This is a genomic window from Streptomyces sp. NPDC004658, from assembly GCF_040609555.1.
Lineage (GTDB): Bacteria > Actinomycetota > Actinomycetes > Streptomycetales > Streptomycetaceae > Streptomyces.
On record NZ_JBEXKG010000024.1, the window covers coordinates 1 to 21391 of the forward strand.

At 71.8% G+C, this 21391-nt stretch carries 20 protein-coding genes; 13 read left to right on the forward strand and 7 right to left on the reverse strand.

The window, feature by feature from the left end; genetic code table 11:
• The coding region (locus ABZV94_RS11730) for a helix-turn-helix domain-containing protein (RefSeq protein ID WP_356339791.1) at nucleotides 1-299 on the forward strand (299 nt) is incomplete at its 5' end.
• A gap of 77 nt (nucleotides 300-376) precedes the next feature.
• Nucleotides 377-1165 carry a phosphatase gene (locus tag ABZV94_RS11735; RefSeq protein WP_356339793.1) on the forward strand — a complete coding sequence of 263 codons (789 nt, stop codon included), beginning with the start codon at nucleotides 377-379 and terminating at the stop codon, nucleotides 1163-1165.
• 73 nt (nucleotides 1166-1238) lie between these two features.
• On the opposite strand, the gene ABZV94_RS11740 is transcribed toward ABZV94_RS11735, so the two are convergent.
• From ABZV94_RS11740 to ABZV94_RS11760, 5 genes are all read right to left on the reverse strand, one after another.
• The gene (locus ABZV94_RS11740; RefSeq protein ID WP_356339795.1) at nucleotides 1239-1505 is read right to left on the reverse strand and encodes a hypothetical protein; all 267 of its coding nucleotides are present in this window, start codon (nucleotides 1503-1505) and stop codon (nucleotides 1239-1241) included.
• A gap of 389 nt (nucleotides 1506-1894) precedes the next feature.
• A complete protein-coding gene (gene tesB / locus ABZV94_RS11745) occupies nucleotides 1895-2767 on the reverse strand; it encodes an acyl-CoA thioesterase II (RefSeq protein WP_356339796.1) in 873 nt (290 codons plus the stop codon).
• Nucleotides 2768-2803: 36 nt separating this feature from the next.
• Entirely contained in the window at nucleotides 2804-3961 is a 1158-nt protein-coding gene (locus ABZV94_RS11750) for an acyl-CoA dehydrogenase family protein (RefSeq protein WP_356339799.1), read from the reverse strand.
• Nucleotides 3962-4065: 104 nt separating this feature from the next.
• A complete protein-coding gene (locus tag ABZV94_RS11755) occupies nucleotides 4066-4620 on the reverse strand; it encodes a hypothetical protein (protein WP_356339801.1) in 555 nt (184 codons plus the stop codon).
• 69 nt (nucleotides 4621-4689) lie between these two features.
• On the reverse strand, nucleotides 4690-5286 hold the full coding sequence (locus ABZV94_RS11760; protein WP_356339803.1) for a TetR/AcrR family transcriptional regulator: 597 nt from the start codon (nucleotides 5284-5286) through the stop codon (nucleotides 4690-4692).
• A 97-nt stretch (nucleotides 5287-5383) separates the two neighbouring features.
• On the opposite strand from ABZV94_RS11760, the gene ABZV94_RS11765 reads away from it, so the two are divergent.
• Genes ABZV94_RS11765 through ABZV94_RS11780 form a run of 4 tightly spaced genes read left to right on the forward strand, consistent with a single transcriptional unit; the run spans nucleotide 5384 to nucleotide 11032 of the window.
• The gene (locus tag ABZV94_RS11765; RefSeq protein ID WP_356339805.1) at nucleotides 5384-7000 is read left to right on the forward strand and encodes a carboxyl transferase domain-containing protein; all 1617 of its coding nucleotides are present in this window, start codon (nucleotides 5384-5386) and stop codon (nucleotides 6998-7000) included.
• 11 nt (nucleotides 7001-7011) lie between these two features.
• Entirely contained in the window at nucleotides 7012-8925 is a 1914-nt protein-coding gene (locus ABZV94_RS11770) for an acetyl/propionyl/methylcrotonyl-CoA carboxylase subunit alpha (RefSeq protein ID WP_356339806.1), read from the forward strand.
• Nucleotides 8922-9866 (forward strand): hydroxymethylglutaryl-CoA lyase, encoded by a 945-nt coding sequence (locus tag ABZV94_RS11775; protein ID WP_356339808.1) that lies wholly within the window; start codon nucleotides 8922-8924, stop codon nucleotides 9864-9866. Before ABZV94_RS11770 ends, ABZV94_RS11775 begins: the two co-directional genes overlap by 4 nt.
• A 5-nt stretch (nucleotides 9867-9871) precedes the next feature.
• On the forward strand, nucleotides 9872-11032 hold the full coding sequence (locus ABZV94_RS11780; protein ID WP_356339810.1) for an acyl-CoA dehydrogenase family protein: 1161 nt from the start codon (nucleotides 9872-9874) through the stop codon (nucleotides 11030-11032).
• Between the two features lie 53 nt (nucleotides 11033-11085).
• Here ABZV94_RS11780 and ABZV94_RS11785 read toward each other — a convergent pair whose 3' ends face one another.
• Nucleotides 11086-11259 carry a hypothetical protein gene (locus tag ABZV94_RS11785; RefSeq protein WP_356339812.1) on the reverse strand — a complete coding sequence of 58 codons (174 nt, stop codon included), beginning with the start codon at nucleotides 11257-11259 and terminating at the stop codon, nucleotides 11086-11088.
• Between the two features lie 424 nt (nucleotides 11260-11683).
• Here ABZV94_RS11785 and ABZV94_RS11790 point away from each other — a divergent pair, with 424 nt between their 5' ends.
• From ABZV94_RS11790 to ABZV94_RS11815, 6 genes are all read left to right on the forward strand, one after another.
• The gene (locus ABZV94_RS11790) at nucleotides 11684-12730 is read left to right on the forward strand and encodes an ABC transporter substrate-binding protein (protein WP_356339814.1); all 1047 of its coding nucleotides are present in this window, start codon (nucleotides 11684-11686) and stop codon (nucleotides 12728-12730) included.
• Between the two features lie 49 nt (nucleotides 12731-12779).
• Nucleotides 12780-13628: a siderophore-interacting protein gene (locus tag ABZV94_RS11795; protein WP_356339816.1), complete on the forward strand. Its 849-nt coding sequence runs from the start codon at nucleotides 12780-12782 to the stop codon at nucleotides 13626-13628.
• Between the two features lie 107 nt (nucleotides 13629-13735).
• A complete protein-coding gene (gene desA / locus ABZV94_RS11800) occupies nucleotides 13736-15193 on the forward strand; it encodes a lysine decarboxylase DesA (RefSeq protein ID WP_356339818.1) in 1458 nt (485 codons plus the stop codon).
• Complete coding sequence (locus ABZV94_RS11805; RefSeq protein ID WP_356339819.1) at nucleotides 15177-16463, forward strand: lysine N(6)-hydroxylase/L-ornithine N(5)-oxygenase family protein; 1287 nt, start codon at nucleotides 15177-15179, stop codon at nucleotides 16461-16463. The genes desA and ABZV94_RS11805 overlap by 17 nt, the downstream gene beginning before the upstream one ends.
• Nucleotides 16460-16999: a GNAT family N-acetyltransferase gene (locus ABZV94_RS11810; RefSeq protein ID WP_356339821.1), complete on the forward strand. Its 540-nt coding sequence runs from the start codon at nucleotides 16460-16462 to the stop codon at nucleotides 16997-16999. Before ABZV94_RS11805 ends, ABZV94_RS11810 begins: the two co-directional genes overlap by 4 nt.
• Complete coding sequence (locus ABZV94_RS11815) at nucleotides 16996-18765, forward strand: IucA/IucC family siderophore biosynthesis protein (protein ID WP_356339823.1); 1770 nt, start codon at nucleotides 16996-16998, stop codon at nucleotides 18763-18765. Before ABZV94_RS11810 ends, ABZV94_RS11815 begins: the two co-directional genes overlap by 4 nt.
• Before the next feature lie 63 nt (nucleotides 18766-18828).
• Here ABZV94_RS11815 and ABZV94_RS11820 read toward each other — a convergent pair whose 3' ends face one another.
• Nucleotides 18829-20430 (reverse strand): beta-N-acetylhexosaminidase, encoded by a 1602-nt coding sequence (locus ABZV94_RS11820; protein WP_356339825.1) that lies wholly within the window; start codon nucleotides 20428-20430, stop codon nucleotides 18829-18831.
• 78 nt (nucleotides 20431-20508) lie between these two features.
• Between ABZV94_RS11820 and ABZV94_RS11825 the strand changes: the two genes are divergently transcribed.
• Complete coding sequence (locus ABZV94_RS11825) at nucleotides 20509-21381, forward strand: DUF4429 domain-containing protein (protein WP_356339827.1); 873 nt, start codon at nucleotides 20509-20511, stop codon at nucleotides 21379-21381.
• Nucleotides 21382-21391: the final 10 nt, after the last annotated feature.

Sequence of the window (21391 nt, forward strand, 5' to 3'; positions counted from 1 at the left end):
CCCGCACCCCGCTGGTCCGGCACGCGGCCCGGCCGGCGCTCGCGGACCTGGTGCCGCGGGCGGACGCCGAGACCCACGCCCGTACGCTGCTCGCGCCCCTCGCGGGGCAGGCCGCGCTCGCCGACACCCTGCGCACCTGGCTGTCCCTGCACGGCAGTTGGGACCGTACGGCGGTGGCGCTGGACGTGCACCGCAACACCGTGCGGCAGCGGATCGCCCGCTGCGCGGCCCTGTTGGCCGCCGACCTGGACGATCCGGACGTGCGGATGGAGCTGTGGTTCGCGCTGCGCCGTGACTGACGGAGCGCCGAGTGACCCCCGTCCCAGCGGGCGGTATGCCGAGGACGCGCGCCGTGCGCTGCACCACAATGGGAGGCATGCCGATATCCGGGACACCCAGCCGCGCCCAGCTCGTCGACCACCTGGTGCGCACGCGTATCGCGGGGGACGTCGCCACGCCCCGCGAGAACAACCTCTCCCACTACCGTCAGCTCGCCAACGGTGTCCGGGGCTTCTGGCTCGGCCTGGAGCTGGGCGACCGCTGGACGGACGAGCAGGACGTGCTCGCGGTCATGGCCGAGCGGGTGGGTGTCAACGACGACCCGGAGTACCGGTACGGGCAGGACACCATCGACCCCGAGCTGACCGTGGACGCCCTGGACCGCATGGCGGCGCGGCTGCGCAAGGCGGCCGAGGACCGGCAGCGGGTGCTGTTCGCGACCGGGCACCCGGGCGGACTGCTGGACGTCCACCGGGCCACGGCCGCCGCGCTGCGCGCCGCCGGCTGCGAGATCGTCGTCATCCCGGACGGGCTCCAGACCGACGAGGGATACGTGATGCAGTTCGCGGACGTGGCCGTGCTGGAGCACGGGGCGACGCTGTGGCACACGCACTCCGGTGAGCCGATGCGGGCCGTTCTGACGGGACTTGAGCGGGAGGGGCGCCCGCTGCCGGACCTCGTGGTCGCCGACCACGGCTGGGCCGGGTACGCGGGACAGCACGGGGTCGACTCCATGGGGTACGCCGACTGCAACGACCCGGCGCTGTTCCTCGCCGAGTCCGAGGGCACCGTGCAGGTCGTCGTCCCGCTGGACGACCATGTGGTGAGCCCGCGTCACTACGACCCGATGACGGCGTATCTGCTCGCCGCGGCGGGTCTCGCCTGACGTCGCGTCACGCGGGGCGCCCGGTGTTCCCTCACAACTGAGGTGCGGCCCCGTGGAACGGGGCCGCACGTCGTCAGTCGCCGGTCGGCTCAGTGGCCACCGCCACCGCCACCGCCGCCGTGACCGCCGCCACCGCCGCCGTGACCGCCACCGCCGCCGCCGTGACCGCCGCCACCACCGCCGTGGCCTCCGCCACCGCCGTGGCCTCCGCCACCGCCGTGGCCTCCGCCACCGCCGTGGTCGCCGCCGTAGCCGCCGTGGTCGCCGCCACCGCCGTGGTCACCGCCGTAGCCGTTGTCGTAGCCGCCGTGGTCACCGCCGTAGCCGTTGTCGTCGTCATCGTCGCCCCAGTTCCAGCTGTAGGAACTGTGGTCGGTGTGGGTCGAGGCAGAGGCGGTTCCGGCGGTGCCGATCGCGGCTCCGCCGGCCAGCAGCAGACCGCTGGCGGAAATCGCGACAAGACGCCTCGCGCGCTGTGATCGCATGGGAATACCTTCCATCTCCATCGTCTCTCACGGCTCCCTGGGGGAGGCGCGAGGTGGATGGCCGTCGCCGCTGCGAAAGGGGAAGAATGCGGCGCGGTCTTCAGATGTCACCGCAGCCGGTCGGAACCGAAACGGTCGCCGGGCACCTCACACACGGGTCTGCCGGGCATGCCGCTCACTGCGGGCTTTCACTCAGAGAGCCTAGTCCCACATAGGTCACGCGTCATCTCGGAGAGCACCCCTGTCACGGCCGTCTCGGCACGCGGACGACGCCCTCCTGGATGACCGAGATGGCGAGCCGCCCGTCCTGGGTGTAGATGCGCGCCTGGCCGAGGCCGCGACCGCCGTGCGCGGACGGTGACTCCTGGTCGTACAGCAGCCATTCGTCGGCCCGGAAGGGCCGGTGGAACCACATCGCGTGGTCCAGGGAGGCCCCGACGACGTCCCCGACGGCCCAGCCCCCGCGCCCGTGCGCGAGCAGCACGGAGTCGAGCAGGGTCATGTCGGAGACGTAGGTGGCGAGGACGACGTGCAGCAGGGGGTCGTCGTCCAGCTTGCCGTTGGTGCGGAACCACACCTGCGAGTGCGGCTCGCGCGGCTCGCCGTAGCGCCCGTACGGCGGCTCGTCCACGTAGCGGAGGTCGATCGCCTCGCGCGCCTCCAGGAACCGCTCCACCACGTCGGGCGCGAGGTGGCCGTAGCCGCGCAGCCGCTCCTGGGAGGTCGGCAGGGTCGCCGGGTCGGGCGCGGCGGGCATGGGCGCCTGGTGGTCCAGGCCGTCCTCGTACGTCTGGAAGGACGCCGACAGGTGGAAGATCGGCTTGCCGTGCTGGACGGCGACCACCCGGCGGGTGGTGAAGGACCGGCCGTCGCGGATGCGGTCCACGGTGTAGACGATGGGCGCGCCGGGGTCGCCGGGGCGCAGGAAGTACGCGTGCAGGGAATGGGCGGGCCGGTCCGCGGGGACCGTCCGCCCGGCGGCGACCAGCGCCTGTGCCGCGACCTGCCCGCCGAAGACGCGGGGGACGACGGCGGAGCGGGACCGGCCGCGGAAGATGTTCTCCTCGATCTGCTCCAGGTCGAGCAGATCGAGGAGATCCTGGAGTGCCTGGCTCATGGGTGGTAGTTGTACCGGCCAGTCGTTACCGGCGTCCTACAGGCCCATGTCCTTGGCGATGATCGTCTTCATGATCTCGCTGGTGCCGCCGTAGATGCGGTTGACGCGGTTGTCCGCGTACAGGCGGGCGATCGGGTACTCGTTCATGTAGCCGTAGCCGCCGTGCAGCTGGAGGCAGCGGTCGATCACGCGGTGGGCGACCTCGGTGCAGAACAGCTTCGCGGAGGCGGCCTCGGCGGGGGTCAGCTCACCGGCGTCCAGGGCCTCCAGGGCGCGGTCGGCGACGGCCTCGGCGGCGTCCACCTCGGCCTGGCAGGCGGCCAGCTCGAACTTGGTGTTCTGGAAGTGGGCGACCGGCTTGCCGAAGACGGTGCGCTCCTGCACGTACTGCTTGGCGAAGCGGACGGCGGCCTTGGCCTGGGCGTAGGCGCCGAAGGCGATGCCCCAGCGCTCGGAGGCCAGGTTGTGGCCGAGGTAGGAGAAGCCCTTGTTCTCCTCGCCGAGCAGGTCCTCGACCGGGACCTTGACGTCGACGAAGGCCAGCTCGGCGGTGTCGGAGGTGCGCAGGCCCAGCTTGTCCAGCTTGCGGCCGATGGAGTAGCCCTCGGACTTGGTGTCCACGGCGAACAGGGAGATGCCGTGGCGGCGGTCCTCGGCGGTGGGCGCGGCCGTGCGGGCGCAGACGATCACCTTGTCGGCGTGCACACCGCCGGTGATGAAGGTCTTGGCGCCGTTGAGGACGTAGTGCGTGCCGTCCTCGGAGAGCCTGGCGGTGGTCTTCATGCCCGCGAGGTCGGAGCCGGTGCCCGGCTCGGTCATCGCGATGGCCCACATCTCCTCGCCGGTGACGAACTTCGGCAGGTAGCGCTTCTTCTGCTCGTCGGTGGCGAGCATCTTGATGTACGGCAGGGCGAGCAGCACGTGCACGCCGGAGCCGCCGAACTGCACGCCCGCGCGGGCGGTCTCCTCGTAGAGGACGGCCTCGAACTTGTGGGTGTCCAGGCCCGCGCCGCCGAACTCCTCGGGCACGCTGATGCCGAAGATGCCCAGCTCGCCGAGCTTGTAGTAGAAGTCGCGCGGCGCCTGGCCGGCGGCGAACCACTCGTCGTAGACCGGGACGACCTCGGCCTCGATGAAGGCGCGAAGGGTCTCCCGGAACGCCTCGTGATCCTCGTTGAACACCGTACGGCGCACGCCGCCACCTCCACGTACCTGACATCGGCATGTCTAAGCGCTTGCTCACTCACCGTACCGGCGAGTACGGAGCCCCGTCCAGGGGGGTCCCGCCGTAACGCTCGTCACGCTCCCCGCAAGGGCGGGCCGAGCCGGATGTCCGTCTCGCAGCCGACGTCCTGCCGGTATTCCACGGCGCCCTGCCGGTAGAAGAACCGGCATCCCGAGAGCGTGCCACGCACGGGCCCGGTCACCCGCACGCGGACATGGAAGTAGGCGCCGGCCCGGCCGTGCGGCGCCACCGCGAACGGCCGGGCGGGGCCGGCCCGCAGATCCCGGGTGACCCCGATGGCGTAGCCGCCGGCCTGGTCGAGCGTGACGCCCCCGTACCGCACCACCTTGAGCCCCCGGGGCACCCGCAGCACGCGCAGCACGGTGAGCGGCTCCGCCGTGCCGTTCCGGGGCAGCGGCGTGCTGACCCAGTACTCGGCGCCCACCCGCGCGTGCTCGTAGCCGACGCTGAACGTGGCCTCCGCCGGCAGGGCGATGCCGTCGCCCTGCGCGTAGCCCCGCGCCCGGTCACCCCCGGCGGCGGCCGTCAGTGCCGCCGCCACGGCGAGCGCGGTCAGCCCCCGCAGCACGCTCGAACCCGTCACTCCCCCGGCCGTGTCGGTCCTCACGGCTCCCCCTTCCATCGGTGCAGGGGGAATCAGACCATGCCGCTGACCTGCGCGGACAGCCCGGTCGGGCTACTGCTCGCCCGCCGCCTCGAACGCACCCCGCGCCATGCGGTGCAGCAGGGCCGCCGTCGTGCCCCGGCCCGGGAGCGTGCCGGCGCGGCCGAGGTGGGGGGTGGAGTTGAGCAGGCCGAAGACCGAGTGGACGGCCGAGCGGGCGGCCGGTTCGGTCAGGCCCGGGTACACCGCGCGGACCACCTCCACCCACAGCTCCACGTACTGCCGCTGGAGCTGGCGGACCAGCTTGCGGTCGCTGTCCCGCAGGCGGTCCAGCTCGCGGTCGTGCAGGGTGATCAGCGGGCGGTCGTCCAGGGCGAAGTCGATGTGGCCCTCGATCAGGGAGTCGAGGACGCGGGTCGCGGGGACCCCGTCGGCCTCCGCCACCCGGCGCTTGGCCCCGGTCAGCAGCTGTCCGCTGATGCCGACCAGCAGCTCGGCGAGCATCGCGTCCTTGCCGGGGAAGTGCCGGTAGAGACCGGGGCCGCTGATGCCGACCGCGGCGCCTATCTCGTCGACACCGACGCCGTGGAACCCGCGCTCGGCGAACAGCCGGGCGGCCTCCTTGAGGATCTGCTCACGGCGGGTGGGGGCGTCGGTTCTGGTGACCATGCCGACAATTCTAGACAGCGAGGTTAGCGGTCGTTAACCTGATGGCAATGGTTAACGCTCATTAACAGGTTCGATCACCGGTGAGGGGAACCGCAGGATGCAGGAGGCACCGGAGCTTCAGAGCGCGGCAGATCCCGCGTCGGAGGCCTGGCGGGCCAATGAACAGGCTCATCTCGCCCTCGTGGAGGAGCTGCGCGCCAAGCTGGCCGCGGCGGCCCTCGGCGGCGGCGAGAAGGCGCGCGCCCGGCACACCGCGCGCGGCAAGCTGCTGCCCAGGGACAGGGTGGACACGCTGCTCGACCCGGGCTCGCCCTTCCTGGAGCTGGCCCCGCTCGCGGCCGACGGGATGTACGAGGGACAGGCCCCGGCCGCCGGGGTGATCGCCGGGATCGGGCGGGTCAGCGGGCGCGAGTGCGTGATCGTCGCGAACGACGCCACGGTCAAGGGCGGCACGTACTACCCGATGACGGTGAAGAAGCACCTGCGCGCCCAGGAGGTGGCCCTCGACAACCGGCTGCCCTGCGTCTACCTGGTCGACTCCGGCGGGGCCTTCCTGCCGATGCAGGACGAGGTCTTCCCGGACCGGGACCACTTCGGGCGGATCTTCTACAACCAGGCCCGGATGTCCGGCGCGGGCATTCCGCAGATCGCGGCCGTGCTCGGCTCGTGCACGGCCGGCGGGGCGTACGTGCCGGCGATGAGCGACGAGGCCGTGATCGTCCGCGACCAGGGCACGATCTTCCTGGGCGGCCCGCCCCTGGTGAAGGCGGCCACCGGCGAGGTCGTCACGGCGGAGGAGCTGGGCGGCGGCGAGGTCCACTCCCGGGTCTCCGGCGTCACCGACCACCTCGCCGAGGACGACGCCCACGCCCTCAGGATCGTCCGCACCATCGTCGCCACGCTGCCGGCCCGGCAGTCCCCGCCCTGGGAGGTCGCGCCGGTCACCGAGCCGAAGGTCGACCCCTACGGGCTCTACGGCGCGGTCCCCGTCGACTCCCGCACCCCCTACGACGTCCGGGAGATCATCGCGCGCGTGGTCGACGGCTCCCGGTTCGCCGAGTTCAAGAGCGAGTTCGGGCAGACCCTGGTCACCGGCTTCGCGCGGATCCACGGCCACCCGGTCGGGATCGTCGCCAACAACGGCATCCTGTTCTCCGAGTCCGCCCAGAAGGGCGCCCACTTCATCGAGCTGTGCGACCAGCGCGGCATCCCGCTGGTGTTCCTCCAGAACATCTCCGGCTTCATGGTCGGCAAGGACTACGAGGCCGGCGGCATCGCCAAGCACGGCGCCAAGATGGTGACCGCGGTCGCCTGCACGCGCGTGCCGAAGCTGACGGTCGTCGTCGGCGGCTCGTACGGCGCGGGCAACTACTCGATGTGCGGCCGGGCCTACTCCCCCCGGTTCCTGTGGATGTGGCCCAACGCCAAGATCTCCGTCATGGGCGGCGAGCAGGCCGCGTCCGTGCTGGCGACCGTCAAGCGGGACCAGCTGGAGGCGCGCGGCGAGCAGTGGCCCGCCGAGGACGAGGAGGCCTTCAAGGCGCCCATCCGCGCGCAGTACGAACGCCAGGGCAACGCCTACTACGCCACCGCCCGGCTGTGGGACGACGGCGTCATCGACCCGCTTGAGACCCGTCAGGTGCTGGGCCTCGCCCTGACGGCCTGCGCCAACGCGCCCCTGGGAGACCCCCAGTTCGGCGTCTTCCGGATGTGAGGAGGGGAACCGTGTTCGACACAGTGCTGGTGGCCAACCGGGGCGAGATCGCCGTACGCGTCATCCGTACGCTCCGCTCGCTGGGCGTGCGCTCGGTGGCGGTCTTCTCCGACGCCGACGCCGACGCGCGGCACGTCCGGGAGGCCGACACGGCGGTACGGATCGGTCCGGCGCCGGCCGCCGAGAGCTATCTGTCGGTGGAGCGGCTGCTTCAGGCCGCCGCCCGCACCGGCGCCCAGGCCGTCCACCCCGGCTACGGCTTCCTCGCGGAGAACGCCGCCTTCGCGCGCGCCTGCGAGGAGGCGGGGCTGGTGTTCATCGGCCCGCCGGCGGACGCGATCGCGCTCATGGGCGACAAGATCCGCGCCAAGGAGACGGTGCAGGCGGCCGGGGTGCCGGTGGTGCCGGGCGGCCGGGACCCGGAGCTGGCCGAGGCGGCCCGCGCGCTGGGCGCCCCCGTGCTGCTCAAGCCCTCCGCCGGCGGCGGCGGCAAGGGCATGCGGCTGGTGCGGGACATGACCGTGCTGGAGGAGGAGATCGCCGCCGCCCGCCGCGAGGCCCGCGCCTCCTTCGGCGACGACACCCTGCTGGTGGAGCGGTGGGTCGACCGGCCCCGGCACATCGAGATCCAGGTGCTGGCCGACGGCCACGGCAACGTGGTCCACCTGGGCGAGCGCGAGTGCTCCCTCCAGCGGCGCCACCAGAAGATCATCGAGGAGGCGCCGAGCGTGCTCCTCGACGAGCGGACCCGGGCCGCGATGGGCGAGGCGGCCGTGCAGGCGGCGCGCTCGTGCGGGTACCGGGGCGCGGGCACGGTGGAGTTCATCGTCCCGGGCGGCGATCCCTCGCAGTACTACTTCATGGAGATGAACACCCGTCTCCAGGTGGAGCACCCGGTCACCGAACTCGTCACCGGGCTGGACCTGGTGGAGTGGCAGCTGCGGGTGGCCGCCGGGGAGCCGCTGGCCTTCGCGCAGGAGGACGTGCGGCTGACCGGCCACGCGGTGGAGGCCCGGATCTGCGCGGAGGACCCCGCGCGCGGGTTCCTGCCGTCCGGTGGCACCGTCCTGCTGCTGCGCGAACCGCAGGGCGACGGCGTGCGCACCGACTCCGGGCTCACCGAGGGCACCGAGGTGGGCAGCCTGTACGACCCGATGCTGTCCAAGGTGATCGCCTACGGCCCCGACCGCGAGACGGCGCTCAGGAAGCTCCGCTCGGCGCTCGCGGAGACGGTCACGCTGGGCGTGCAGACCAACGCGGGCTTCCTGCGCCGGCTGCTCGCGCATCCGGCGGTCGTCGCGGGCGAGCTGGACACGGGCCTGGTCGAGCGTGTCGTGGACGACCTGGTCCCCGCGGACGTGCCCGAGGAGGTCTACGAGGCGGCGGCGGCCGTACGCCTGGAGCGGCTGGAGCCGCGTGCCCAGGGCTGGACCGACCCCTTCTCGGTGCCGAGCGGGTGGCGCCTCGGCGGCACCCCGAAGCCGCCCGCCTTCCCGCTGCGGGTGCAGGACCCGGTGACGTACACGCCCCGGGGTACCCACACCGTCACCGGTGACCGCGTGACCGTCACCCTCGACGGCGTCCGGCACACCTTCCACCGGGCCGGTGACTGGATCGGCCGGGACGGGGACGCCTGGCAGGTGCGCGACCACGACCCGGTGGCCGCGTCGCTGAACCGCGCCGCCCACGCGGGCGCCGACTCGCTGACCGCGCCCATGCCCGGCACGGTGACGGTGGTCAAGGTGGCCGTAGGCGACGACGTGACCGCCGGGCAGAGCCTGCTGGTGGTGGAGGCGATGAAGATGGAGCACGTCATCTCCGCCCCGCACGCCGGCACGGTCGCCGAGCTGGACGTGACACCGGGCACGACGGTCGCCATGGACCAGGTGCTGGCCGTCATCGCCCCGAAGGAGGCGGCGGAATGAGCGTCGGCGGTCTGCCCATGGTGGTACCGGCCCCGGGCCTGCCCGCGCGGGTGCGGATCCACGAGGTCGGCGCGCGCGACGGGTTGCAGAACGAGAAGACGGCCGTGCCGACGGCGGTGAAGGCGGAGTTCATCCGGCGGCTGGCCGACGCGGGTCTGACGACGATCGAGGCGACCAGCTTCGTGCACCCCGAGTGGGTGCCCCAACTGGCGGACGCCGAGGAGCTGTTCCCGCAGGTGAGCGACCTTCCCGGGGTGGCCCTGCCGGTGCTGGTGCCCAACCGGCGCGGCCTGGACCGGGCGCTGGCCCTCGGCGCCGGGCGCGTCGCCGTGTTCGCCAGTGCCACCGAGTCCTTCGCGAAGGCCAACCTCAACCGCACGCTGGACGAGTCGCTCGCGGTGTTCGAGCCGGTGGTGCGCGAGGCCAAGGACCGGGGCGTGCACGTGCGCGGCTATGTGTCGATGTGTTTCGGCGACCCGTGGGAGGGCGCGGTGCCGCCGCACCAGGTGGCCCGGGTCTGCACGGCCCTGCGGGACATGGGCTGCGACGAGCTGAGCCTCGGCGACACCATCGGCGTGGCCACGGCCGGTCAGGTGCGCGAGCTGCTCGGCCTGCTGAACGAGCGGGGCGTGCCGACGGAGGTGATCGGCGTGCACTTCCACGACACCTACGGCCAGGCGCTCGCCAACACGCTGGCGGCGCTGCAGCACGGCGTCACCACGGTCGACGCCTCCGCCGGCGGCCTGGGCGGCTGCCCGTACGCCAAGTCCGCCACCGGCAACCTCGCCACCGAGGACCTCGTCTGGATGCTGCACGGGCTCGGCATCGAGACGGGGGTCGACCTCGGCCGTCTGACCGCCACGAGCGTGTGGATGGCCGAACAGCTGGGCCGGCCCAGCCCGTCCCGTACCGTCCGCGCTCTCTCCCACAAGGACCAGTGATCAGCATGGACCACCGTCTCAGCCCCGAGCTGGAGGACCTCCGCCGTACGGTGGAGGAGTTCGCGCACGATGTCGTGGCGCCGAAGATCGGCGACTTCTACGAGCGGCACGAGTTCCCGTACGAGATCGTCCGGGAGATGGGCCGTATGGGCCTGTTCGGGCTGCCGTTCCCGGAGGAGTACGGCGGTATGGGCGGCGACTACCTGGCGCTCGGCATCGCGCTGGAGGAGCTGGCCCGCGTCGACTCGTCGGTGGCGATCACCCTGGAGGCGGGGGTGTCGCTGGGCGCGATGCCGCTGCACCTGTTCGGCACGCAGGAGCAGAAGCGCGAGTGGCTGCCCCGGCTGTGCGCGGGCGAGATCCTGGGCGCGTTCGGCCTCACGGAGCCCGACGGCGGCAGTGACGCGGGGGCGACCCGCACGACGGCCCGCCTGGACCCGGACACGGACGAGTGGGTGATCAACGGCACCAAGTGCTTCATCACCAACTCGGGTACGGACATCACGGGGCTGGTGACCGTCACCGCCGTCACCGGCCGCAAGCCGGACGGCCGGCCGGAGATCTCCGCGATCATCGTCCCGTCGGGGACGCCGGGCTTCACGGTGGCCGCGCCCTACTCGAAGGTCGGCTGGAACGCGTCGGACACCCGTGAGCTGTCGTTCGCCGACGTCCGGGTCCCCGCCGCCAACCTGCTGGGCGAACAGGGCCGTGGGTACGCCCAGTTCCTGCGCATCCTGGACGAGGGCCGCATCGCCATCGCGGCCCTGGCGACGGGCCTGGCGCAGGGGTGCGTGGACGAGTCGGTCAAGTACGCCAAGGAGCGCCGCGCCTTCGGCAAGCCCATCGGCGCCAACCAGGCGATCCAGTTCAAGATCGCCGACATGGAGATGAAGGCCCACACGGCGCGCCTCGCCTGGCGCGACGCGGCCAGCCGTCTGGTGGCCGGCGAGCCCTTCAAGAAGGAGGCGGCCCTGGCCAAGCTGTACTCCTCCACGGTCGCCGTCGACAACGCCCGCGAGGCCACCCAGATCCACGGCGGCTACGGCTTCATGAACGAGTACCCGGTGGCCCGCATGTGGCGCGACTCCAAGATCCTGGAGATCGGCGAGGGCACGAGCGAGGTCCAGCGGATGCTGATCGCCCGTGAGCTGGGCCTGGTGAGCTGACCCGGGGCCCGGCACCCGCACGGGACCGGCGGCACCGGCTGCCCGGTCCCGTGTCATCGCGCACTGTCCCCGCCGTCGTCCGCGCGGGGACGCCGGGCCTCGTCCACGACGCGCCGCCAGGACCGGATCACATCGGGCACCTGGTCCAGAAGCCCCTTCAGAGCGGACAGAGCCGCGGACACGACGCCCGCCGTGCCGAGAACCGCCAGGATGATCTGCAGATCCACGCTCGGGTTCCTCCTGCGCCGGAGGGTGGCCGAGCCGAGGGATGACCGCGTACGCGAGGGCAGGTGTCTCAGGCCGACCACCCGGAAGACGGATGACCAACTGAGGCCCTGCCGACGTACAGGCCGTGTATGCGGTTGTCGCGATTGACGCGGGGTCGGCTCGCGCCGGCCACCACGCCCGAAAGGGACGTCGGACCCATTCCCGTCGCAGCCGGCTGTGCCGGCCGTGCGGTGTCGACTGTAGCCGCGCGGGCCCCGGCCTGTCCGCCGTACCGCCAACTCCGGTCCCGCCGACGGCCGTCCGCACGATGCGCTCCGGTCGGACGGGCAGGAACCCGCCCCCTGGACATCAGCTGAGGTTAGGCTAACCTACCTTCGAACTTGTCCGGCGGGCGCCTCGCCCCGTTCGAAAGCAGTCATGCCCATGCCCCACGCCCGTGCCACCCACCTCACTCGCCGCGGCCTGCTCGCCGCCGGCGGCGCCCTCGGACTCGGTGCCGCGCTCGCCGCCTGCGGGGACGACCAGGGCAAAGACAGCGGTTCGGGCACGGACGCGAAGGCCGGAAAGTCCGGGCCCTGGTCCTTCAGGGACGACCGCGGCACGACCGTGAAGCTGGACAAGGTCCCCGCCAACATCGTCGCGTTCACCGGTGTCGGCGCCGCCCTGTACGACTACGGCATCCAGGTGAAGGGGGTCTTCGGCCCGACGAAGACCCCCGCCGGCAAGCCCGACGTCCAGGCCGGCGACATGGACGTCAGCAAGGTGACGGTCCTCGGCAACGCCTGGGGCCAGTTCAGCGTCGAGAAGTACGCCTCCCTCGCCCCGGACGTGCTCATCTCCACGATGTTCGACGACGCCGGCACCCTCTGGTACGTCCCCGAGGAGTCGAAGAAGAAGATCGCGCAGCTCGCCCCCAGCGTCGGCATCTCCGTCTACGACCGCCAGCTCACCGAGCCGCTCCAGCGCATGTGGGACCTCGCCGCGTCGCTCGGCGCGGACATGAAGGCCGCGAAGGTCACCGACGCCAAGAAGCGGTTCGAGGACGCCGCCGCCCGGCTGCGCGCCGCCGCCAAGGCCAAGCCCGGCATCAAGGTGATGGCCGGCAGCGCCAGCGACCAGCTGTTCTACGTCTCCGGCACCAACCTCTCCATCGACCTGGAGTACTTCAAGGCCCTCGGTGTGAACTTCGTGGAGCCGCCGGAGAGCGCCAAGAAGCAGGGCGGCGGCTGGTACGAGTCGCTGAGCTGGGAGAACGTCGACAAGTACCCCGCCGACATCATCATGATGGACGACCGCACCTCGGCCATCCAGCCCGCCGACATCACCAAGGCCACCTGGAAGAAGCTCCCCGCGGTGAAGGCCGGCCAGGTCATCGCCCGCTCCCCCGAGCCCATCCTGTCGTACGACAAGTGCGTGCCGCTGCTGACGAACCTGGCGGAGGCCCTGGAGAAGGCCAAGAAGGTCAGCTGACCCGCGAGCACCTCCGACGAAGCCCTGGACCCCACCCTCAGGAGCCCCCATGACGACGGCCGTAGCCGCCCCGTTCCGTTTCTTCGCCCTCCAGGTCGTACGGACGAGGCGGCTCGGTCCGTCCCTGGTCCGGGTCACCTTCGGCGGAGCCGGTCTGCACGCCTTCCACTCGGACGGGCGGGACCAGTCCCTGTCGCTCTTCCTGCCGCATCCCGGGCAGACCGAACCCGTCGTCCCGCTGGAGCTGGGCGACGGGTGGTGGCAGGGGTGGCGGGAACTCCCGGACGACGTGCGGGCGGTGATGCGGTCGTACACGCTGCGGGCGCTGCGCCGGGACCCCGACGAGATCGACATCGACTTCGTCCTGCACGGCGTGGAGCCGGGCGCGGCCACGCCCGCCGGCCCCGCCTCCCGCTGGGCCTCCCGTGCCGCGGCCGGTGACCGGGTGCTGCTGCTCGGACCGGCTGTCGCCGACAACCGGGCGATCCGGTTCCGCCCGCCCGAGGACACCGGTCCCGTCGTGCTGTGCGCCGACGAGACCGCCGTACCCGCCGCGACCGCGATCCTTGAGTCCCTGCCCGCCGGCACCCGGGCCCGGGCCTGGCTGGAGGTGCCGCACGCCGGTGACATCCAGGACGTGCGCACGGAGGCGGACGCGGAGATCACGTGGCTCGTACGGCACGACGGGTCCCCCACGGCCGTCGACGCCGTACGAGCCGCCCCGCTGCCGGACGCCGGACGGGCGTACGTGTGGATCGCCGGTGAGTCGTCCCACGTCAAGGCGCTGCGCCGGCACTTCGTCGGCGAGCGCGGGGTGGACCGGCGGCGTGTCACCTTCGTGGGCTACTGGCGGCAGGGGATGACGGAGGAACAGCTCCGCACCGCGGAACAAACCTGACTCCTCGTGACGCCGGTCACGGGCCAAGCCATGCCCCGCTCCGTAAAAGTTAGGTTAGGCTAACCTAAGTTGATCTCGCACGGACCGTCCCCTCGGAGGACCCCCACATGCGCTCGCACCTGCTCAATGGCCTCACCGCGGAGCACTACCGCCGCTCCGTGACCGAAGGAGTCGAGCGGGTGGCGGCCCAACTCGCCACCACCGACCGTCCGTTCACCGGCGTCACCGTCGACGCCCTCTCCCCCGCCATCGACGCGATCGACCTCGACCGTCCGCTCGGCGACACCACCGCCGTCCTGGACGAACTTCAGGACGTCTACCTCCGGGACGCCGTCTACTTCCACCACCCCCGCTACCTCGCCCACCTCAACTGCCCGGTCGTCATCCCGGCGGTGCTGGGCGAGGCCGTGCTCTCCGCGGTCAACTCCTCGCTGGACACCTGGGACCAGTCGGCCGGCGGCACCCTCATCGAGCGCAAGCTCATCGACTGGACGGCCGCCCGCGTCGGCCTCGGCCCGGCCGCCGACGGCGTCTTCACCTCCGGCGGCACCCAGTCCAACCTCCAGGCGCTGCTGCTGGCCCGCGAGGAGGCCAAGCCGGGGCGGGAAGGGGGCGACCGGCTCGGCCGGCTGCGCGTCTTCGCCTCCGAGGCCGGCCACTTCAGCGTCAAGAAGTCCGCGAAACTGCTCGGGCTCGCCCCCGACGCGGTCGTCGCCATCCCCGTCGACCACGACAAGCGCATGCAGACGGTCGCCCTCGCCCATGAGCTGGAGCGCTGCACGCGGGACGGCCTGATCCCCATGGCCGTCGTCGCCACCGCCGGCACCACCGACTTCGGCTCCATCGACCCGCTCCCGGAGATCGCCGGGCTGTGCGCCCGGTACGGCGTCTGGATGCACGTCGACGCCGCCTACGGCTGCGGGCTGCTCGCCTCCCTGAGGTACCGGGACCGCATCGCCGGCATCGAGCGCGCCGACTCGGTCACCGTCGACTACCACAAGTCCTTCTTCCAGCCGGTCAGTTCGTCCGCCGTACTGGTCCGCGACGGGGCCACCCTGCGGCACGCCACCTACCACGCGGAGTACCTCAACCCGCGCAGCATGGCGCAGGAACGCATTCCCAACCAGGTCGACAAGTCCCTCCAGACCACCCGCCGCTTCGACGCCCTCAAGCTGTGGATGACGCTGCGCACGATGGGCGCCGACGGCATCGGGCGGCTCTTCGACGAGGTCTGCGACCTGGCTCAGGAGGGCTGGAAGCTGCTCGCGGCCGACCCCCGCTACGACGTCGTCGTCCGGCCCACGCTGTCCACCCTCGTCTTCCGCTACATCCCGGCGGCCGTCACCGACCCGGCCGAGATCGACCGCGCCAACCTCCACGCCCGCAAGGCCCTGTTCGCCTCCGGTGACGCCGTGGTCGCGGGCACCAAGGTGGGCGCCCGCCACTACCTGAAGTTCACCCTGCTCAACCCCGAGACCCGGCCGGCCGACATCGCCGCCGTCCTCGACCTGATCGCCGGCCACGCCGAGCAGTACCTGGGAGAGTCCCTTGACCGCGCGTCCTGAAAGCCACACCACGACCCACGACTTCGTGGGGATCGGGCTCGGCCCCTTCAACCTCGGTCTGGCCTGCCTCACCGAGCCGATCGCCGAGCTGGACGGCGTCTTCCTGGAGTCCAAGCCCGACTTCGAGTGGCACGCCGGCATGTTCCTGGACGGCGCCCACCTCCAGACCCCGTTCATGTCGGACCTGGTCACCCTGGCCGACCCGACCTCGCCGTACTCCTTCCTCAACTACCTGAAGGAGAGGGGCAGGCTGTACTCGTTCTACATCCGCGAGAACTTCTACCCGCTGCGCGTGGAGTACGACGACTACTGCCGGTGGGCCGCGAACCAACTGAGCAGCGTCCGCTTCGGCACCACGGTCACCGAGGTGACGTACGAGGACGAGCGGTACGTCGTGCGCACCGGCACCGGGGACACCTACCGGGCCCGGCACCTGGTCCTCGGCACCGGCACGGTCCCCTTCGTGCCGGAGGCCTGCGAGGGGCTGGGCGGCGACTTCCTGCACACCTCCCAGTACATGCACCGCAAGGCGGAGCTGCTGGGCAAGAGGTCCCTCACGATCGTCGGCAGCGGTCAGAGCGCGGCCGAGATCTACCACGACCTGCTCGCCGGGATCGACACCCACGGCTACCAGCTCAACTGGGTCACCCGCTCCCCGCGGTTCTTCCCGCTGGAGTACACCAAACTGACCCTGGAGATGACGTCCCCGGACTACGTCGACTACTTCCGGGCGCTGCCCGAGGAGACCCGCTACCGGCTGGAGAAGCAGCAGAAGGGCCTGTTCAAGGGCATCAACTCGGACCTCGTCGACGCGATCTTCGACCTGCTGTACCAGAAGAACGTCGAGAGCGGCGACCGCCCGGTCCCCACCCGGCTGCTCACCAACGCGACACTGCGCACGGCGTCCTACGAGGACGGCACGTACACCCTCGGCTTCCACCAGGACGAGCAGGGCAAGGACTTCGAGATCCGCAGCGAGGGCCTGGTCCTGGCCACCGGGTACCACTACACCCCGCCGGCCTTCCTCGCCCCGGTCCGCGACCGGCTCCGCTTCGACGGCCACGGCCGCTTCGACGTCGCCCGCAACTACTCCATCGACACCACCGGCCGCGGCGTCTTCCTCCAGAACGCCGGCGTCCACACCCACAGCATCACCAGTCCCGACCTGGGCATGGGCGCGTACCGGAACGCGTACATCATCCGTGAGCTGCTCGGCACGGAGTACTACCCGGTCGAGAAGTCCATCGCCTTCCAGGAGTTCGCGGTATGACCGGCAGGACCATGGCCTTCACGTTCCGTCCCGTCGACCCGCCGACGGACGCCGAGCTGCTGCACTCCTGGGTCACCCATCCCAAGGCCGCGTTCTGGATGATGCGGGACGCACGGCTGGAGGACGTCGAGCGCGCCTACAAGGAGATCGCCGCGGACGAACACCACCACGCCCTGCTCGGACTGCGGGACGGCACGCCCGCCTTCCTGATGGAGAAGTACGACCCCGCGCACCGGGAGCTGGCCGGGCTGTACGAGCCGCGGCCGGGCGATGTCGGGATGCACTTCCTGACCCCGGCCACCGACACCCCCGTGCACGGCTTCACCCGGGCCGTCATCACCGCCGTCATGGCCCACCTCTTCGAGGACCCGGCGGTGCGGCGGGTCGTCGTCGAGCCGGACGTGCGCAACACGGCGGTGCACGCGCTGAACGCGGCCGTCGGGTTCGTGCCCGAGCGGGAGATCGACAAGCCGGAGAAGCGGGCGCTGCTGAGCTTCTGCACCCGCGAGCAGTTCGAGAAGGCGGTGACCGCATGACCCCCGCCGACGCCGTGGCCCATCTGTCCCCCGAGCGCTGGGCGACCGCCAACCGGCTGCTGCTGCGCAAGGCGCTCGCCGAGTTCGCGCACGAACGGCTGATCACACCCGAGGAGGACGGCGGCCGGTACGTCGTCCGCAGCGACGACGGGCTCACCACCTACCGGTTCAGCGCCGTGCGGCGGGCCCTGGACCACTGGGAGATCGACCCCGGCTCCCTCACCCGGCACCGTGAGGGCGCCGAACTCCCGCTCGCAGCGCTGGACTTCTTCATCGAGCTGAAGGAGTCGCTGGGGCTGAGCGACGAGGTCCTGCCGGTCTACCTGGAGGAGATATCCTCCACGCTCTCGGGTACCTGCTACAAGCTCACCAAGCCCCGAACGACCTCCGCCGAGCTGGCGCGGAGCGGCTTCCAGGCGATCGAGACCGGGATGACCGAGGGCCACCCGTGCTTCGTCGCGAACAACGGGCGGCTCGGCTTCGGCGTCCACGAGTACCTGTCGTACGCGCCGGAGACGGCGAGCCCGGTGCGGCTGGTGTGGCTGGCCGCGCACCGCTCGCGGGCCGCGTTCACGGCCGGTGCCGGGATCGAGTACGAGTCCTTCCTGCGGGACGAGCTGGGCGAGAAGACGGTGGAGCGGTTCCGTGCCGTCCTCACCGACCGGGGTCTGGACCCCGCCGACTACCTGTTCATCCCGGTCCACCCCTGGCAGTGGTGGAACAAGCTCAGCGTCACGTTCGCCGCCGAGGTCGCCCGTGAGCTGCTGGTCTGCCTGGGCGAGGGCGACGACGAGTACCTGGCCCAGCAGTCGATCCGCACCTTCTTCAACACCAGCGATCCGCGCAAGCACTATGTGAAGACCGCCCTGTCGGTCCTCAACATGGGGTTCATGCGGGGTCTGTCCGCCGCCTACATGGAGGCGACGCCGGCCATCAACGACTGGCTGGCCCAGCTGATCGACAGCGACCCGGTGCTGAGGGCGACCGGCCTGTCCGTCATCCGGGAGCGGGCCGCCGTCGGCTACCGGCACCTGGAGTACGAGCGGGCCACCGACCGCCACTCGCCGTACCGCAAGATGCTCGCCGCGCTGTGGCGGGAGAGCCCGGTGCCCTCGCTGAAGGACGGCGAGACCCTCGCCACCATGGCCTCGCTGCTGCACGTGGACCACGAGGGCGCCTCCTTCGCGGGCGCGCTGATCGAACGCTCGGGCCTGCCCCCGGTCCAGTGGCTGCGGCAGTACCTGCGGGCCTACTACACCCCGCTGCTGCACTGCTTCTACGCCTACGACCTGGTGTTCATGCCGCACGGCGAGAACACGATCCTGGTGCTGCGGGACGGGGCCGTGCAGCGGGCGGTCTACAAGGACATCGCCGAGGAGATCGCCGTCATGGACCCGGACGCGGTCCTGCCGCCGGAGGTGCGGCGCATCCGCGTCGAGGTCCCCGAGGACAAGAAGCTGCTCTCGGTCTTCACGGACGTCTTCGACTGCTTCTTCCGCTTCCTCGCCGCCCGCCTCGCCGCCGAGGGGGTCCTGGAGGAGGACGCCTTCTGGCGCACGGTCGCCGAGGTCACCCGCGCGTACCAGGAGGCGAACCCGCAACTGGCCGACCGGTTCCGCCAGTACGACCTGTTCGCCCCTGAGTTCGCGCTGTCCTGCCTGAACCGGCTCCAGCTGCGCGACAACAGGCAGATGGTGGATCTCGCCGACCCCTCCGGCGCGCTCCAGCTCGTCGGCACCCTCAAGAACCCGATCGCCGGATTCTGAGGGCACCACGGTCCTGACGGGCACCCCGCGGTACGGTCCCGCGGGGTGCCCGTCGGCTTCCGGTCAGCGTGCCGGCCAGGGCACCTGCGGCGAGCGGTAGTAGTGGATGCCGAGGGCGTCCCAGCGGGGGCCCTGGGCCGCCAGCCGCACCCGGTAGGCGTTCCAGTCGTGGGTGGACGCCGGTGACCAGCCCAGCTCGGCCGCGCCGGCCAGCCGGGGGAACGTCATGTACTCGATCTCGGCGGTGTCCGTCACGTTCTCCGTCCACAGGGGCGCCTCGACACCCCGGACCGCCGAGGCCGGCACCCCGGCGAGATAGGCGCCCGGATCCCAGTCGTAGGACCGCTTCACCTCGACCAGGCCCGCCCAGTCCTGACCGGGGCCGGTGTTCCGGGTGTACTTCATGTCGAGGTAGGTCCGGTCGGCCGGGGACAGGATCAGGCCCGTGCCGTTCCGGGCGGCCTCGGCGACCTGCGCCTTCTCCGCCGCGCTGGTGTCGTCCAGGCCCCAGTACTGGGCGAGGGCGCCCTTCGCCGGGTGCGCGCCGGTGAGCTGGTGCCAGCCGATGACGGTCTTGCCGTAGCGGGCGACGACCGGCTGCACCCGGTCCATGAACGTCACGTAGTCCGCGTGGCTGGTGGAGTGCGCCTCGTCGCCGCCGATGTGCAGGTAGCGGCCGGGGGTGAGGGCGGCCACCTCCCGGACGACGTCGTCCACGAAGTCGTAGGTGACCTCCTTGGGCGCGCACAGCGAGCTGAAGCCGACCTTGGTGCCGGTGTACAGCGGGGGTGCCACGCCGTCGCAGTTGAGCTCGGCGTAGGAGGCGAGGGCCGCGTTGGTGTGGCCGGGCATGTCGATCTCGGGCACGACCTCCAGGTAGCGGGAGGCCGCGTACCGCACGATCTGTCGGTAGTCGGCCTTGGTGTAGAAGCCGCCCCGGCCGCCGCCGACCTGGGTGGAGCCGCCGTAGGAGGCCAGGCGCGGCCAGGAGTCGATCGCGATGCGCCAGCCCTGGTCGTCGCTGAGGTGCAGATGCAGCTCGTTGACCTTGTACAGCGCCAGCTGGTCGATGTACCGCTCGACTTGGGCGACCGTGAAGAAGTGCCGGGAGACGTCGAGCATGGCGCCCCGGTAGGCGTAGCGGGGGCGGTCCTGCACGGTGCCGCCGGCGATCCGCCAGGGGCCGGGCTGGACGGTCTTCTCCTCGACGGCCGCCGGGAGGAGCTGGCGCAGCGTCTGCACGCCGTGGAAGAGGCCGGCGGGGGTGCGGGCGGTGAGGGTGACACCGCCGGCGCCGCTGTGCAGCCGGTAGCCCTCGGCGCCGAAGTCGCCCCGCGTGAGGCTGAGCCGGATGCCGCCGGTGCCGTGGTCGGTGACGGGCAGCGGGTACCCGGTGGCCGGGCGCAGCAGGCCGGCTAGGTAGGCGCCGATCCGGCGGACCTCGGCGGACCCGTCGACGCGGACCCGGGTGTCCCGGGTGATGCGGTACGGCGCTCCGCCCGGCGTGACCGAGGCCGGGGCCGGGACCACCCGGTCCAGCGGGGTCGGGGCGGCGGCCTGCGCCGTGCTGTCCGCGCCGAGGGCGACGACACCGGCCGCCGCGAGCAGCAGCAGGGAACCGAGGACGTGGGACAGGCGGGGAGTCGTGCTGTGGTTCCGTCTCACAAGCGCTCCCTTCGGAAGGGGGGACCGTCAGACATGGTCGAGACCACTGTCCCGCGGATCCGGTGGAACAATCCCCGCATGGCGGAAATCATCCAGAAGGACGGTACTTGGGCCTTCGACGGGGACGCCCTGCGCCTCACCCCGGGCCGGGACAAGAACGTGGGCCTGCTCCGCCGTGAGCTGGGCGAACTCATCGTACCGCTCGGCGCGTTGGCCGGGGTCTCCTTCGAACAGGGGCGGAAGTCGGGGCGGCTGAGGCTGCGGCTGCGCGACGGCGCCGACCCGTTGCTGCACGCCACCGGGGGCCGGCTCGCCGAGCCGCACGACCCGTACCAGCTGGCGGTGGAGCCCGACCGGTACGGCGTCGCCGAGTACGTGGCCGACGAGGTGCGCAACGCCCTGCTGCTGGACGGTGTTTCCCCGGACCCGGTCGACGGGTACCTGCTGCCGGGCCCGTCCCTGCCGGTGTCCGCCTCGGCCGGGGACGGCACGGCGGGCTTCGACGGGGAGCGGGTGCGGCTGGAGTGGAACTGGAAGACCGAGGAGGCCAAGGCCTCCGCCGGGCCGCGCACGATCCCGCTCGCGGACATCACCGGCGTCGAGTGGCAGCCGGCGGCCGGTCTGGAGAACGGGCACCTGCGGTTCCTCGTGCGCGGGGCCCCGGTCACCGCGCCGCCCAAGTACGACCCGAACGCGGTCGAGCTGTGGGGCTTCAAGAAGGATCCGCTGATGGCCCTGGTCGCGGCGGCGGTGCAGGCGCGGCTGCCGCATCCCTCGGCGGCGGAGCCGGAGGTACCGCGGGATGCGCCCCGGCCGGGCGGGGAGCCCGCCGGGGACGACCACGACGTCCTGCTGCGCCGGCTGCGCGAGCTGGGCGAGCTGCACCGCGACGGGGTGCTGACGGACGAGGAGTTCGCCCTGGCCAAGCGGGCGGTCCTCAAGCGCCTGTGAGGAGGGCGCC